Genomic DNA, 15,822 nt, shown 5'->3' on the forward strand with positions numbered 1-15,822 from the left:
TTATTTTCCGGCATCCTGATCATAATGTTTACCAGCCGGAGTGTGGGAGTCCATGGATATCTGAAAGCGAAGGCGCTGGCGGCTGGTAAGGGAAAATCCACTCAGATTGAGAAGAACGTCGCCGTAGGTACAAATGAAGATGGTTTTCGCAACATGGCTACCCACCTCCGCCGTCGCCATAACCGCTTCTGGCGCTACAACGTCCGTCTCTTACTGGTTTGCGGCGAACCGGGGCACATCGCAGCCATTGCCCCCGGCCTTGCAGAGAAGCAATGGCTGGAAGGTGGCAGAACGGTGCTGATTTATGGCGGTAGCCTGTCTTCTGCGCCGGACACAGCGCGTCTGAACGTCCTGCGCAAGCTGCGCCGCAGCCGTCCTCTGGACGGCATCGTGCTGGCGCTTGATCAGCAGCAGGTAACCGCCAGCACGCTGGATCTCCATCTGCGTACTCTTGAGCAGGTCGGGGAGGTGCTGCACTGGCAGCCGCCAGTGTACCTGTGGCAGGTGCATGACAGCGACTGGCCGCAGGATACGCGTATCACCCAGACGCTGGGGGCGCTGTTTCCGGCACGGGCCATGCCGGACGCAGTGGAGCGACAACTCCGTGCCATTCTGCCGTCTTTGCGTGAGCAGGGTATGCAACAGATGTGCGCTGAACCGGCTCATGATTTTCTGCTACGCTTGGGACGCTACCTTGAGGAACAGGGCATTGCCCGCTGGCGCACGCTGCTGACGCCGTGGCTGACGGAACGCCTGAAGCGTGTTCCACTGCGCGGCCTGATGTTCAGCCCATCACTGACAGCGGAAGTGACGACTGATGAAGATTTTCATCCCCATCGCTGGCCCATCCCGGCGGTGTGGCAGGGCGTGTCGGCAGATTGTGAACGGGCGCGTGGTGTGCGGGTGGGGATGCCCTGGCAGCGAACACTGGGCGTCACCCTGCTGACGCTGATTGCTCTGTGGGCGGTGGGATGCCTGATCTCCTTTGCCGTTAACCGTCACCATATCGCCAGCGCAGCGGAGCGGGCGATGCAACTGGTGAATTATCCCGCGGTTAACGATGAGCAACTGATGGCGCTCCAGTCCCTGCGCAACGATATCGGACGCTTACACATGCAACAGATGAACGGCGCCCCCTGGTACCAGCGCTTCGGGCTGGACCACAATACGCCACTTGCCGCTGCCCTGATGCCCTGGTACGGCCAGGCAAATAACCGCCTGATACGCGATACAGCGTTGCAGACGCTAACGCAGAAATTGTCGGTTCTGGCAAACCTGCCGCCGCGCAGTCCTAAGCGTGCGGCCCTGGCGAAATCAGGTTACGACCAATTAAAAGCGTACCTGATGATGGCACGTCCGGACAAGGCTGATGCCGCGTTTTACGCACAGGTGATGAACACGGCTGAACCGTCCCGTTCGGGGCATTCTACTGCGTTGTGGCAAAGTATCGCCCCGGACCTGCACGCCTTTTACATGCAGAACCTGCCGTTACAGCCGTCGTGGAAAATCACTCCTGACAGTCAACTGGTCACTCAGGCCCGTCAGGTGCTGCTGGAGCAGATTGGCCGGCGCAACGCCGAAAGCACGTTGTATGCGAACATGCTGGCTCAGGTTCGCCGTAACTATGCGGATATGACGCTTGAGGACATGACACCACAAACTGACGCCGGCCGCCTGTTCAGTACCCAGGAATCGGTGCCCGGCATGTTCACGCGCCAGGCCTGGGAAGGGGGAATTCAGGGCGCTATTGAGAAAGCCGTGGCGTCACGACGTGATGAGATTGACTGGGTGCTGAGCGATAACCGCAAAAGTGTTACCGGGGACGTCTCTCCGGAGGCGCTGAAAAAACGACTGACGGACCGCTATTTTACTGACTTTGCTGGTGCCTGGCTGACCTTCCTCAACAGCATCCGGCTGAACCCGGCGCACAGCATTGCCGATGTCACAGACCAGTTAACCCTGGCAGGCGATGTGCGTCAGTCGCCGCTGATTGCCCTGATGAACACGCTAGCGTACCAGGGGCAGACTGGGCAGCAGAAGGAGGCGATAGCGGACTCGCTGGTCAAATCGGCGAAAAATCTACTGGGCAATGACGATAAACCGGTGATTGACCAGCAGGCAAACGGCCCCGTTGGCCCCCTCAACAGCACCTTCGGGCCACTGCTGGCGCTGATGGGCAAAAACAGCATGCAGAATGTGATGGCGGCGGACAGTTCACTGAGTCTTCAGACGTATCTGACACGACTGACCCGCGTGCGTCTGCGTCTCCAGCAGGTAGCGAATGCTGCTGACCCTCAGGCGATGATGCAGCAATTGGCGCAGACGGTATTCCAGGGCAAAAGCGTGGACCTCACTGACACCCGGGATTACGGCAACCTTGTGGCGGCAAGTCTCGGAGAAGAGTGGAACGGTTTCGGGCAGACGATGTTTGTCCAGCCATTAACCCAGGCCTGGGAGAAGGTGCTTCAGCCATCGGCGGCCAGTCTGAACGAAGCGTGGCAGCGTTCGGTTGTCGCGAACTGGAACTCAGCCTTTAAAGGGCGTTATCCCTTTGCTGCCGGGAAAAATGACGCTTCGCTGCCGATGTTGGCAGAGTTTATCCGCCGTGATACTGGTCGCATTAACCGTTTTCTCACCTCGCAACTGGGGGGCGTGCTGCACCGTGAAGGCAGTACCTGGGTGGCAGACCGAACCAATAGCCAGGGGCTGACGTTCAGCCCGGCGTTTCTGACAGCGGTGAATCAGTTAAGTCAACTGTCCGATATCCTGTTTACCGACGGCAGCCAGGGCATCAGTTTTGAAATGCAAAGTGTGGCTATGCCAGAAATTGTCGAAACACAGCTGACGCTTGATGGCCAGAAGCTGCATTACTTTAACCAGCTTGCCGACTGGCAGAGTTTCCGTTGGCCGGGCGTTATTAATAAACCCGGCGCGATGCTTACCTGGACTTCGACAGCGGCGGGAGCCCGGCTGTTTGCAAACCACAATGGCCAGTGGGGCGTTATCCGAATGCTAGAACAGATGCAGCGGCAGAAGGTGGGGGATGGATTGTACCGGCTGACCATTGCTGCCCCGGATCGCCGCCAGCTACAGTGGCTGCTGCGTACAGAGCTGGGTGACGGCCCCTTGGCGTTACTAAAGCTGCGTAACTTCACGTTGCCGCCGCAGATATTCAGCATCGATACGCTGAACACAAACAGGATGGAAGAAAATGAGTCAGATGTTGTGCTGGAGGGTGAATAATGGCGTCAATTGATACCCTGCTTGCCGCCTGTCAACTGCGGACAGAGACGCTGATGTTTCAGGCGCAGTCGCGGACTGCCCTGTGGGAGAACTGGCTTAAGCCAGTTTCAGACAGCCTGCCTGCTGGGGATGATTTGGGTTACGACGACGATTTTCAGCAGATGCGTGAGGAGGTGAACAAGCTTTCAGGCGCGGATACCGGGTTGATTACTGAGCTGGCGGAAAAATTGCTGACCACCTCCACGAAAGATATCCGCGTGGCTACGTACTACACCTGGGCACGACTGCACCGGGATGGTGAGTCAGGGTTAGCGGATGGGCTGGAGTTGCTGTCCGGGCTATTGCTGCGGTTCGGGAACCAACTCCATCCGAAACGGGAGCGCAGCCGGAAGGCTGCGCTGGAATGGCTTGGCAGTAACCGGATGCTGGATAGTTTGTCGCTGTATCCGGAGGTCACGAAAGCGGAAGCGGAGCGTATAGCCGTGGCGCTGTGGTTGACAGAGCATATGACTGAGAAAACGGACGCTGCAGATCCTCCGCAACTGGGGCCTCTGTACGGGGCGCTGGAAACCCGGCTTCTGAAATCCGGCGGCGTGGATGCCGTGGTGCCGCAGAATGTCAATGAAGACAGCCATGTCACCCCGGCAGGTAATATGCCGTCCCTGAATGGCATTACCTCCGGTCAGGAACTGCTGACACAGGCTCGTATTTTGGCAAAGTATCTGAGAAGCCAGCCGGAAGGCTGGCTACCTGCTCACCGGCTGATAAAAAACCTGCGCCACGACACCCTGCGTCAGTTGCCGGCGCTGTCGGCGGACGGCAAAACCCGTATCGAACCGCCGAAGCCGGACCAGCGGGCGCAGCTTAAGCGGCTGTATGTGCAACAGAGCTGGCGGGAGCTGATGGAGGAGGCGGACAGCCTGCTGTCGCGCGGGGCAAACCATCTGTGGCTGGATGTGCAGTGGTACCTGCACCAGGCGCTGGTCAAATCCGGCCATGAAAATGAGGCGGCCATTATTCAGTCCGACCTGAAGGGGCTGCTGTCGCGCCTGACGGGGCTGGAGACGCTGGCCTTTAACGACGGTACGCCATTTGCCGATGAGGTGACCCTGAATTGGATTCAGCAACAGGTGATGGCTGACCCGTCCGTCTGGCAGGAGGACCTCGCCTCCAGTTCTGTCATCACGTCAGTAGACGACGATATCTTACAACTGGAGCCGGAAGCGCTGGCTCTTGCCGACAGCGAAGGAGCGGAGGTCGCGCTGGCGTGGTTGCAGAACCGTCCCGGCATAACATCGGTACGCAGCCGCTGGCTGATGCATCTACTGATGGCGCGTATAGCCGAGCAGACTGGAAAAAATGAGCTGGCCCTACATCTGCTAGGGAAACTTGACAGCCACGCTAACGAGATCACTCTCAGCCGTTGGGAGCCGGGACTGCTGTTTGAAGTGAAGGCCAGAAGGCTGAAGCTGCTGCGCATGAAGGCTGGTCGCAGCGAGGTGGAGAAGATGCGCTTTCAGCCGGAAATGGAACAGCTGCTGGGCGGACTGATTGTTATCGACCCAGTGAGGGCGGCAGTGCTGTGCAACTGACACCCTTTTTGTTTCCTGATATTTGAGATATTTGATGGATGATTTAACCCTGCGTTATTTTGACGCCGAAATGCGCTACCTGCGTGAAGCGGGCGAGGAGTTTTCCCGCGCGCATCCAGACCGGGCGGCGGCTTTAAACCTTGATAAAGCCGGTGCCCGCGACCCGTATGTCGAACGCCTTTTTGAGGGTTTCGCCTTCCTGATGGGCCGGCTACGCGAAAAGCTTGACGACGACCTGCCGGAACTGACCGGTGGGCTGGTGAGCATGATTTGGCCGCACTATCTGCGCACCATTCCATCGCTCTCCATTGTGGAGTTCACTGCACAATGGCGGGAGATGAAAGAGCCGGTGCAGGTGGACAAGGGTTTTGAAGTGCTGTCGCAGCCTGTGGGCGAAAAGCGCACCCGTTGCCGCTATACCACCACGCAACCTCTGACCTTGCTGCCGCTGTCACTTTCAAGGGTGGGTATCGCCACTGAGCCGGACGGACGCTCGCTTCTGCGACTGCGTTTTGAATGCAGTCCGCTAGCGGACTGGCATGAGATAAATTTAAGCCGTATACCGTTGTACCTGAACGCCGATGCGCCGATGGCCTGTGCCCTGCACGAGGCACTTACCCTGAATGTGGCGAAAATGGGTATCCGCTTTCCGGGTAATGCCGACCGTAGCCCCCTCAACGTCCGTTTTACCGTCTGTGGTTTCGGGAGGGATGAGGTGCTGTTGCCGGAGAGCGGCGGCTTCAGCGGCTATCAACTTTTGCTGGAGTATTTCACCTTTCGCGAGAAGTTTATGTCGGTGATGTTGAGCGGTCTGGAAAAGGTGGATTTCCCGGAAGGACTGACGTGGTTTGAAATCGACGTGGTACTGGATAAACAGTGGCCGCACACGTTTACTCTGTCGGAAAAACACATCCGCCTACACTGCACGCCAGTGATTAACCTGTTCCCGCTGGAGTCCGACCCGCTGTGTCTGGACTCGTTACAGACTGAATATCTGCTGCGCCCGAAGCGTGTCCAGGATGGACACACGGAAATCTATTCAGTGGATTCGGTCACCTCATCACGCCATTCGGGCCAGCAGGAGTATGTGCCGTTCACCAGCTTTCGCCACAAAGGCGGGATGCTACGCCACGACGCGCCGGACTACTACTACCATACGCGGGTAAAGCGAGGTCCTTCAGGGCTGCACGACACCTGGCTGACGCTCGGTGGCGAGGCGTTTGATAACCATACCGTGCCGGAGAACGAAAGACTCTCTCTCAGTCTGACCGGAACCAACGGTCAGTTGCCGTGCCGGGCGCTGCAGAGCACATTGCTTGATACGGCGGTGAAATCCACCACCACGCGTATTCAGGTGCGAAATCTCTGTGCGCCGACGCTGCCGTGTTATCCGCCGGATCAAGACCGTTTTCACTGGCGTGTGCTGAGCCATCTCGGCAGTAGTTTTTTGTCGATGATGGACAATGCCGACGTGCTGCGCGGCGCGCTGGCGTTGTATGACTGGACGGATAACGAAATGAATCGCCGCCGTCTGGAGGCGATTATCGATGTGAAACATTCTGAGACAGAGCGTTTTGAACAGGGGCACTTCCTGCGCGGCGTACAGATAGAGGTGACTCTCGACAGTAACGGCTTCGCCGGACATGGTGATATCTGTCTGTTTGGTGAGATGCTTAACCGCTTTTTTTCACTGTATACCGATATTCACTTGTTTAACCGCTTGATTCTGATACTGCAACCCACCGGAGAGCGCCTCGAATGGCAGGAAAACCACAACCGCCGTATTCCTGGCTGAGCCCTCGGCTTGAGCGGGATATTCACCGCATCAATTTTTACCGGTTCTGCCAGTTGCTGGAAAAATCGCGCCCTGAGGTACCCGCGCTGGGTACCACGCTGAACCCGGCGGATGACCCGGTCCGTTTTCGTCCGCATCCGGGGATGGGCTTTCCGGCCAGCGAACTGAAGTCCGCGCAATATGATGGCGATAACCCTGACGCGCCGCCGGTTGTACGCACCACCTTTATGGGACTGTACGGTGTTGATTCGCCGCTGCCCACCGCGTGGCTCGACGACATCGTGCAGCAGCGGGAAGGGCATGAGGCACAGGAAGCGTTTCTCGATATCTTTAATCACCGCATCCTGACGCAGTTTTACCGTATCTGGCGCAAGTACTCGTATCCGGCGACGTTTGAGGTGGGCGGACGTGATAGCACATCGCAGAGTCTGCTGGGCTTAATCGGACTGGGGTTACCCGGTACCGACGGGCATATCGCTACCCCGGCGTCGCGCTTTCTGGCGCTGCTCGGCATTATGCGCCTCCCAGCCCGCACCGAAGAAGGCGTTCAGGCTCTGGCGCGTTTATTGGCCCCCCGCACCTGGTCCACTGTCACACCATACTGTCCGAATACGGTTTATCTCAGCCATCCGCTGGGTTTTTACGGAGATGAAGATTTCCGTCTCGACGATTATATTGTGCTGGGCGATGAAACCACTGAGGTAAGCAGTAAGTTACTGATTGTGCTGTACACGGAAGATATCGCCGAGGCACAGGGTTGGCTGCCGGAAGGGCAGATATTTGAGGATTTTCTGGCCCTGCTTCGTGTGTATCTCGGCTGGCGTTATAAAGCGAGAATACAATTGACCGTTCCCACGCAGTTACTGCCTGCGCCGGTGCTGGGCGAGACGCCTTTTATGCTGGGCATGACCGGAGTGCTGGGTATGGAAGGTGACGACGTCCCGCCTGATTTGCCAGCGACCTTTACTACCGAACTCGGCGGCTACAGCGGAATGCCGCCTGCAACTCTACAACAAGGAAACCAGCGTGTTGCCTACCACTTTGACTAAACGATTTTCCTTAATTCTTTTACCGTTACTGCTGGTCGGCTGTGGCTTGACACAGCAAATTGGTGACGGTACGTCAGCTATGGTGAAATCCGTTTTTTATAAACAGGTCAAGACGTTGCATCTGGACTTCACGGCAAGAGCTAAACTCAATACCGATGACAGTGAGAACACCTCGCTTTCCCAGCCAGTGATGGTACGGGTGTACCAGTTCAGGGACCGAAAGGTATTCGATAAAATGGTGTATCAACAACTGGAAGCGGAAGGGGATAACGCCGTTGGTGATGAACTTCTCGCCAGTCGTAGTCTGGTAATAAAACCTGGCGCTGATGTGAGCCTGGATATGCCGATGGAGGCGGCGGCACAGTTTGTTGCGGTGGTAGGGTTATTCCGGGCCCCGGATATGGTAAAAAACGACTGGAAACTGGTGCTGACCCGTGACGACCTCGACCCGGACAAACCGCGCATTATTGAAGCCAGCCACAACCGCCTGACCCTGCTACCCCTGAAGGAGGACTGATAATGCCGCGGCCTTCACTCTATGAAACCCTGTTTGGCAACTTCTCCGGTGGTCTCGACCTGCACAACGTCAGCGAGGAAAACCAGCTTATCCTGTCGGTGCTGGACAACATGCAGCGTATTCTCAACTGCCGCGCGGGCACGCTGGCGCACCTCCCGGATTACGGTCTGCCGGATATGACCAAAATCCTCCAGGGGATGCCGGGCACCGCGCACCAGCTCATCACCACGCTGTCGGCGGTGCTGCTGAAGTATGAGCCGCGGCTGAGCAAAATTACGGTGGTGATGCTGGAGCAAACGCAGCCCGGTGAACTGCGCTACGCCATCGACGCGGAGCTGAAGGGGATCGGGCTGGTGCGCTACGGCACCGAATTTATGCCTGAAGGCAGAGTGCTCATACGCCATCTGAAGCAACAGCAGTACCTGGATGCCCGCGCGGCGATTTAATTCCTCTCTTTGAATGAAGCCCTGACGATGACAACCCTTTCTGAACGCCACCTTAACACCGGCGGTGACCCGCGCACGCTTGCGGATTACGCCGCACTCCGCGATGAAATGAACAAACTGACCCACCCGGCGCGCCCCGACGTCAACTGGCCACATGCAGAAACACTCTGCCTGTCGCTGTTTGAGCATAATGGCGTGGAGTTGCAGACCGCTGCCTGGTACACGCTCGCGCGCACCCATCTGGCCGGGCTGTACGGCATGAATGAGGGGCTGGCGATACTGGACGCGCTTCTCTCCCGACAGTGGGGAAATCTGTGGCCGCAACCCGTGCATGCGCGGATGGAAATTCTCAGTGCGCTCAGTAAACGGCTACAGCAGGTGATGCGTACCCTGACGCTGCGCTATGCCGATCTCAGCCAGCTGTACCAGGCAGAGGAACATCTGAACGCGCTGGGTGGCGTGTTACAGCGGCTGGAACTGAAACACGCCAGTCAGCTTGATGCCCTACGTACTCAACTGCATAACGTCGCGGTGCGGCTGGAAAACAGCGATGACGATACCGAAAACACGCCGTCCGCCGGCGTGTGCGTACCGGGTGATGCCGTGAGGTCGCCCGGCCTGACGGCGCCTGCTGAAGGCGTAAAATGGGTTTATGTCGCGCAACCTGAACCGCTGCCGAATGTGCAGGTGGTGACAGACTCTCCGCTACCGGTAAAACTCTGGAAGCCATTCGCCGCAGGTATGCTGACGATGATGGCGCTGGCTGGCGCGGCGGTCTGGGGATGGCAAATGATGCATAATGCGGACCCGGCGAAGGGGCAGTTTACGGCAACGCTTGCGCCTTTACCTGCCGCGCTTTCGGATGAACAATTACAGTCTTTCCGGCAGTCCTCTCCGTCTCCGGAAACGGGTATCAAACAGACGCAGCAGCAGCTTGCACGGCTTGCGCAGTTAAAACCAGACTGGGTTATCCGCTACGGCGACAGTCTGGTGCAGCAGGCGCTTATCCTGTGGCCGGAACAGGCAAAGCCGCTGGCGCAGCAGTGGCAGCAGCAACTTACCGCGTCGGCGCTTCCTGGAGAAAATCTCAACGGCTGGCATCAGGGAATGACGCAGTTACAACAGTTGGCGAACCGGTTGAACGCGCTGGACGAGCAGAAGGGGAAGTACATGACGGTCAGCGAACTGAAGTCGGCTGTCTTTACCATGACGCAGTCATTTAACCGCGCTGTGCCGATCGAGGAAAAACTGCGCCAGCTTGCACTCCTGCCGGAAGGGCAACCCTGGCCTGCGGCGCAGCAAAGCCAGGCGGAACAGCATTTACAGCAGCTTATGACGCGTTACGCGCTGATGAAAGAACACAAACCGTAGTAACCGGGTCCTCATTCAGCCAAAAAAAACAGCGAGTGATTACACTCGCTGTTTTTTCGTGGGGTAATGAACACACTTACATCTGTTATGTGTTCAAAAATTTGATTGGTCGGCACGAGAGGATTTGAACCTCCGACCCCCGACACCCCATGACGGTGCGCTACCAGGCTGCGCTACGTGCCGACTCGTGGGTGCTAATACTACCGCTTTCCACACCGAATGCAAGGGGACATCCCGCTAACTGATTAATTATAAATCAGTTAGCGATAAAACGTTTCTCATCCGTGAGGACCTGTAGCAGCAGGCTTAGCTGCGGCTTCTGATCTTTGATCTTCTCGCCGCGTAAATCATACGTCTGATACTTGCCATTACTGTTCAGCACCAATGTCATGTCCGCCGTGGTGATCGCCAGCGTATTGCCATCCGCTGCGGTTACCCAGTAGTGGCGACGGTTGGCGTTAAACAGATCCTGCCCCTGGGAATATTCATTGGCAGGGGTGCTTACGTGCAGCAGTCGCTGCATCAGCGTGGTCATCACATCCGTATGATCGGTCAGGCTGTTAATTCGTTGGGCGGGGGTGCCCGGCCAGTGAATGATTAACGGAACCTGCAGATGTCCACGCGACCAGTCGAAGTTGCGCTGTTCCTCGCTCAACGGAACACCCCGACCTGCAGTGATAATGACGACCGTGTTGTCCAGTTTACCGGACTCGCGCAGGGCGCCGAGTACCCGGTTTATCTGTTTATCGACATCACCAGCGGCACGGGCGTAACGGCGGACAAAATTCTTTTGATTATCTTCATCCACGTTGGTGCCGTTAAACGAAACCCACGAGAACCAGCGGTTATCTTCCTGGGCGTAACGCCCTAACCAGTTGATCCATTGGCTGGCGGTTTGCTCGTCGGACTGCGTTTGCACGCTCGGCATTGAGAAGTCTGACAGCAGCGCCTGGCGATACAGCGGACTGGTAAAACCGTCGGAGGAGAACAGTCCCAACTGGTAGCCCTGCTGATTGAGCGCCGTGATCAGCGCGGCTGGCGTGCGGGTGGATAAAATGCCGTCCATATAACTCGGCGAGACGCCGTAGAACAGGCCAAAGATACCGTTGTCAGTAGCGTTGCCGGAACTCATATGGCGCGTGAAGGCAATGTTTTGTTCGGCAAATCCGGCAAGGGCTGGCATCTGCTTTTCATAACGCGAATAGTTCAGGCCGTCGACGGTGATCAACAGCACGTTTTGTCCGGTCCCCATGTCGCGATAACGCAATTCGCTCAGCGGATACTGAACGGAAACGGCTTCCGGATTACCCTGCTCAACCAGACGACGCTGATACTCCTGCGCGTCCAGCAGGCCGTGTTTTTCCAGAAAACGGCGCGCTGTCATCGGATAAGACAGCGGCAGGTTGGCGCGCTGCATGGTTATCGGGCGATAAAAATTCGCGTCGGCCCAGATATACACCACGTGCGAGGCAATAAACGACACGAAAAAGAAGGCGGCCAGCGGCCTGGCGAAATGTCGGCGCCGCGTCAGGCTGCGCAGCTTCTGCCAGCTCCAGGTGGCGAACAGCATCTCAATCAGCAGGATCACGGGCACGCTGATAAACATTAGCTGCCAGTCCCGCGCCATCTCATTCTGGTCAGGGTTAATCACCAGTTCCCAGACGATGGGATTAAGATGCAAGTGGAAACGGGTAAAGACTTCGCTGTCGATCAACAACAGCGTCATCCCGGCGGTTGCCAGAATGGCTGACAGGAAACGCATCAGCCTCTGGGACATGACGATAAACGTCAACGGGAACAGGATCAGCAGATAGGCGGCAAACACCAGAAAGCTGAAATGCCCGACGATACTCACATACGAGTAAACGCGACCGGCCAGCGTTGTCGGCCAGTCGGCGACAAACAGGTAACGGCTGCCGAGCGCAATAGCCAGCAGGATATTGAACAGTGCAAACCAGTGTCCCCAGCTAACCATCTGGGAGACTTTTTCACGGTAGCGCTGACGATGAGTTACCATAACGTGTCGTTCGTTTCCCCGAAGTCGGCTTTAGTGCGCTTTGTCGTCGTTGATCGAAGACTGCAACGCGCGGGCAAAAGAGTTGGCTATCGCCTGGCGCTGAGCCGGGGCAATGCTGGTGTTGATAAGGTTAGTGACCATGTTTCCCAACACCATCAGGGAAAGGTCAGTCGGCGCCTTATGTTTTTCCAGTACGTTGAGCATCTCGGTGAGCATCTGTTCAACGTGTTCGTCACTGTAGCGGGAGATTTGTGGCATAAATCGAAATCAGTTTGTTCATGAAAGGGCAACATATTACCGTAGCAGCAGTTTTTTTTCCGCTTTTTTATCCGCAAATAATTCGCATTACTGTGCTAAAGGCAAAACGGCGCGGCATCTTCTGTTGCGTCGCTTCGCGGGTGGTGGTTGAATACCGCCCGGTCTTAAAGGAGAGTTTATCATGAGTCTGGATATCAACCAGATTGCCCTGCACCAGCTTATCAAACGCGATGAGCAAAACCTTGAGCTGGTCTTGCGCGATTCATTACTGGAACCGACAAACACCGTTGTTGAGATGGTGGCCGAGTTGCACCGGGTCTATAGCGCGAAAAATAAAGCGTATGGCCTGTTCAGCGAAGAAAGTGAACTGGCGCAAGCGCTGCGGTTGCAGCGTCAGGGGGAGGAGGATTTTCTCGCCTTTAGCCGTGCGGCGACCGGCCGTTTACGCGATGAGTTAGCGAAGTATCCTTTCGCGGACGGCGGTATCGTCCTGTTCTGCCACTATCGCTATCTGGCGGTAGAGTACCTGCTGGTGGCGGTGCTGAACAATTTAAGCAGCATGCGTGTAAATGAAAACCTGGATATCAACCCGACGCACTATCTGGATATTAACCATGCGGATATTGTGGCGCGTATTGATCTCACCGAATGGGAAACCAACCCGGAGTCCACCCGTTATCTGACCTTCCTGAAAGGGCGGGTAGGGCGCAAAGTCGCCGATTTCTTTATGGATTTTCTTGGCGCCAGCGAAGGGCTGAACGCCAAAGCGCAAAACCGCGGACTGCTGCAGGCCGTCGATGACTTCACCGCAGAGGCGCAGCTTGACAAAGCCGAACGCCAGAATGTGCGTCAGCAGGTTTACAGCTACTGCAGTGAACAGCTGCAGGCCGGAGAAGAGATCGAGCTTGAGTCGCTGTCAAAAGAGCTTTCCGGCGTCAGTGAAGTGAGCTTCAGCGAGTTTACCGCCGAAAAAGGTTACGCGCTGGAAGAAAGTTTCCCGGCGGATCGCAGCACCCTGCGCCAGTTGACCAAATATGCCGGCAGCGGCGGCGGGTTGACCATTAATTTTGACGCGATGTTATTAGGCGAGCGAATTTTCTGGGATCCGGCTACCGATACGCTGACCATTAAAGGTACGCCGCCGAACCTGCGCGACCAGTTGCAGCGCCGCACATCGGGTGGGAATTAACAGGCATAAAAAAACCCCGCCGCGGCGGGGTTTCTCTTCGACGTGTTGGCGATTACGCGCGAACGAAGTCGATGTGGGTCAGCTTCGGCTTGAACGCGTGGCGCTGTACAGCCTGAGCTTTAACTTTTACTTCTTTACCGTCAACAACGATGGTCAGAACTTCGCTGTAGAATTCAGCTTTAGCTTGCATGTTCATAACCTGATCGTGGTCCAGTTCGATAGCGATCGGGGCTTCTTTGCCACCGTAGATGATCGCCGGGAACTTGTTAGCGGCACGCAGGCGGCGGCTCGCACCCTTACCCTGCTCTTTACGTACTTCAGCGTTGATAGTAAACATTTAAATCTCTCTTTAATAATTCCTGCTACAGGCGACCCAGCAACAGGTAAGTGATCTGCTTTGCGTATGCAAAAGCGGGCGAGATTCTATACTCAAACGCCCGGCACATCAATCAAAACTACGATTAACCGCGCAATTCATGCGCCCGGCGAAAACGTCCTTCGTAATCGAACACTTTTTCACGCACCTGCCAGTACTGGCCTTTCATCCGCGCGACCACAAAATCGGGGTGGCGCAGCAGCGGCTGTTGCGCGAGGATATCCGCGGCGGTGAGCCAGCGTAGCGGAACGCCCGGCGTGCGGGTATGCGGGCGAATAAACAGTTGCTCAAAGGCGGTGCGCTGGGCAGGCGTCTGTAAGCGGAAGCGCTCGCTGACGTCCGCGCCATCCTCATCGTAATAGGTAATTTTCAGCCACTCGCCTTTCTCATCCTGACCGTGCTGCAAGGCCATGCCGCTACAGCGCAACACCAGCGCGTCTTTCAGCTTTAGCGCCGCCTTCAGCATATCGTCGGGATCGACCAGCACGGCGTCGCATTCGCGGCAGCGGCGGGCGGCGATATCGTTTTCGGCATTGCAATGCGGGCAGTTTTTGAAACGAAAGCGGAAGTCACACTGTTCGCGAAGCCCTTCATCATCCTCGAACCAGCCCTGGCAACGGCGGCCAAAATGCTCGATCAGCGTACCGTCTGCGGTGGTTTTCCCCCAGAAAGTATTGGCGAATCCGCAGGCGGGGCAGAACACCTGCACCGGCACGTTGTCACTTTTGCCTTTTGGACTTCCAACCTCAGGGGAATACAGGTCGTGCGGGTTTCCGGCGTAATCCAGAATCAGGCAGTCGGTTTTTCCTGGCGCAAGGCGCAAACCGCGCCCGACGATCTGCTGATACAGGCTGACCGACTCGGTTGGGCGAAGAATGGCGATCAGATCGACATGCGGCGCATCAAAACCGGTGGTTAAGACGGAAACATTCACCAGGTAGCGAAAACGCTGCGCTTTGAAAGCATCAATGAGCGTATCGCGATCCGCGCCTGGCGTGTCGCCGGTAATCAGTGCGGCGTCCGTAGCGGGCAGCAATCCGACGATCTCTTTGGCGTGCTCTACGGTGGCGGCGAAAATCATCACGCCTTTACGGCGTTGGGCAAATTCGACGATCTGGCTGATGATATGCGGCGTAATGCGCTGCTGCTTTTTTAGCTCGCGGTTCAGGTCGGCTTCGCTAAACAGACCGTTGCTCTGCGCCTGCAGACGGCTGAAGTCATACTGTACGACAGGCATATCCAGACGCTCCGGCGGCGTCAGATAACCGTGTTTGATCATATAGCGCAGCGGTAACTCATAAATGCAGTCGCGAAACAGCGCCTTTTCGTTGCCGCGCACCATGCCGTGATAATGGAACTGATAAATCCAGCCTTTACCCAGGCGAAACGGGGTGGCGGTCAGCCCCAGCAGGCGCAGGTGAGGGTTCACTTCTGTCAGATGGGCCAGAATTTGCTGATACTGGCTTTCTTCATCGTCGCCGATCCGATGGCATTCATCGACGATCAACAGCGAAAATTCGCCCTGGAAAGCGTCAAGATTGCGCGCGACGGATTGTACGCTGCCGAACACCACTTTCCCCTGACTCTCTTTGCGCTTCAGCCCGGCGGCGAAAATATCGGCCTCCAGCCCCAGCGCGCAGTATTTAGCGTGGTTCTGCGCGACCAGTTCTTTGACGTGGGCCAGCACCAGCACGCGCCCTTTGGCGACACGGGCCAGTTCGGCGATCACCAGGCTTTTGCCCGCGCCGGTAGGGAGGACGATGACCGCTGGCGTACCGTGGCGGCGGAAATGGTTGAGCGTGGCGTCCACGGCTTCCTGTTGGTAGGGACGAAGTGTAAAAATCATGGTCTCACAATGCGTAACGAACTCGGGTATAGTATGCCACGAATCGTTTTCCCTTGAGGGATGTTGTTAGCCCGCTATACTGGGCAAATAACGACGCCACTTTCGGGCACATTGCCCGTTTCC

Annotated in this window: 12 protein-coding genes and 1 tRNA gene; 8 read left to right on the forward strand and 5 right to left on the reverse strand. The window is 56.7% G+C overall.

What is annotated here, in order from left to right; all coding sequences use genetic code 11:
• Positions 1 to 24 precede the first annotated feature (24 nt).
• From JY391_RS07895 to JY391_RS07925, 7 genes are read left to right on the forward strand one after another with little or no spacing between them, the layout of a single operon-like run.
• Positions 25 to 3,243: an ImcF-related family protein gene (locus JY391_RS07895; RefSeq protein ID WP_229264107.1), complete on the forward strand. Its 3,219-nt coding sequence runs from the start codon at positions 25 to 27 to the stop codon at positions 3,241 to 3,243.
• Positions 3,243 to 4,835 (forward strand): type VI secretion system protein TssA, encoded by a 1,593-nt coding sequence (gene tssA, locus JY391_RS07900; protein WP_211935518.1) that lies wholly within the window; start codon positions 3,243 to 3,245, stop codon positions 4,833 to 4,835. The genes JY391_RS07895 and tssA overlap by 1 nt, the downstream gene beginning before the upstream one ends.
• Positions 4,836 to 4,869: 34 nt before the next feature.
• Positions 4,870 to 6,630, forward strand: a complete 1,761-nt coding sequence (gene tssF, locus JY391_RS07905; protein ID WP_211935519.1) for a type VI secretion system baseplate subunit TssF — start codon at positions 4,870 to 4,872, stop codon at positions 6,628 to 6,630.
• The gene (gene tssG / locus JY391_RS07910; RefSeq protein WP_211935520.1) at positions 6,594 to 7,679 is read left to right on the forward strand and encodes a type VI secretion system baseplate subunit TssG; all 1,086 of its coding nucleotides are present in this window, start codon (positions 6,594 to 6,596) and stop codon (positions 7,677 to 7,679) included. The genes tssF and tssG overlap by 37 nt, the downstream gene beginning before the upstream one ends.
• On the forward strand, positions 7,657 to 8,196 hold the full coding sequence (tssJ, locus tag JY391_RS07915; protein WP_211935521.1) for a type VI secretion system lipoprotein TssJ: 540 nt from the start codon (positions 7,657 to 7,659) through the stop codon (positions 8,194 to 8,196). Before tssG ends, tssJ begins: the two co-directional genes overlap by 23 nt.
• Before the next feature lie 2 nt (positions 8,197 to 8,198).
• Complete coding sequence (gene tssE / locus JY391_RS07920) at positions 8,199 to 8,642, forward strand: type VI secretion system baseplate subunit TssE (RefSeq protein ID WP_181822884.1); 444 nt, start codon at positions 8,199 to 8,201, stop codon at positions 8,640 to 8,642.
• 27 nt (positions 8,643 to 8,669) lie between these two features.
• A complete protein-coding gene (locus JY391_RS07925; RefSeq protein WP_211935522.1) occupies positions 8,670 to 10,013 on the forward strand; it encodes a VasL domain-containing protein in 1,344 nt (447 codons plus the stop codon).
• A 106-nt stretch (positions 10,014 to 10,119) separates the two neighbouring features.
• On the opposite strand, the gene JY391_RS07930 is transcribed toward JY391_RS07925, so the two are convergent.
• The 3 genes from JY391_RS07930 to JY391_RS07940 all read right to left on the reverse strand — a co-directional run bounded on the left by JY391_RS07930 (position 10,120) and on the right by JY391_RS07940 (position 12,288).
• Positions 10,120 to 10,196: transfer RNA gene (locus tag JY391_RS07930), tRNA-Pro, on the reverse strand.
• Between the two features lie 73 nt (positions 10,197 to 10,269).
• The gene (gene yejM / locus JY391_RS07935) at positions 10,270 to 12,030 is read right to left on the reverse strand and encodes an LPS biosynthesis-modulating metalloenzyme YejM (protein WP_060569339.1); all 1,761 of its coding nucleotides are present in this window, start codon (positions 12,028 to 12,030) and stop codon (positions 10,270 to 10,272) included.
• A 30-nt stretch (positions 12,031 to 12,060) separates the two neighbouring features.
• On the reverse strand, positions 12,061 to 12,288 hold the full coding sequence (locus tag JY391_RS07940) for a YejL family protein (protein ID WP_042284592.1): 228 nt from the start codon (positions 12,286 to 12,288) through the stop codon (positions 12,061 to 12,063).
• Between the two features lie 181 nt (positions 12,289 to 12,469).
• On the opposite strand from JY391_RS07940, the gene yejK reads away from it, so the two are divergent.
• Positions 12,470 to 13,477 carry a nucleoid-associated protein YejK gene (gene yejK, locus JY391_RS07945; RefSeq protein ID WP_042284589.1) on the forward strand — a complete coding sequence of 336 codons (1,008 nt, stop codon included), beginning with the start codon at positions 12,470 to 12,472 and terminating at the stop codon, positions 13,475 to 13,477.
• 52 nt (positions 13,478 to 13,529) lie between these two features.
• On the opposite strand, the gene rplY is transcribed toward yejK, so the two are convergent.
• Positions 13,530 to 13,814 (reverse strand): 50S ribosomal protein L25, encoded by a 285-nt coding sequence (gene rplY, locus JY391_RS07950; RefSeq protein ID WP_042284586.1) that lies wholly within the window; start codon positions 13,812 to 13,814, stop codon positions 13,530 to 13,532.
• A 124-nt stretch (positions 13,815 to 13,938) separates the two neighbouring features.
• Positions 13,939 to 15,699 (reverse strand): DNA repair helicase RadD, encoded by a 1,761-nt coding sequence (radD, locus tag JY391_RS07955; protein WP_211935523.1) that lies wholly within the window; start codon positions 15,697 to 15,699, stop codon positions 13,939 to 13,941.
• Positions 15,700 to 15,822 lie beyond the last annotated feature (123 nt).

This window comes from Citrobacter sedlakii, from assembly GCF_018128425.1.
Taxonomy (GTDB): domain Bacteria; phylum Pseudomonadota; class Gammaproteobacteria; order Enterobacterales; family Enterobacteriaceae; genus Citrobacter_A; species Citrobacter_A sedlakii.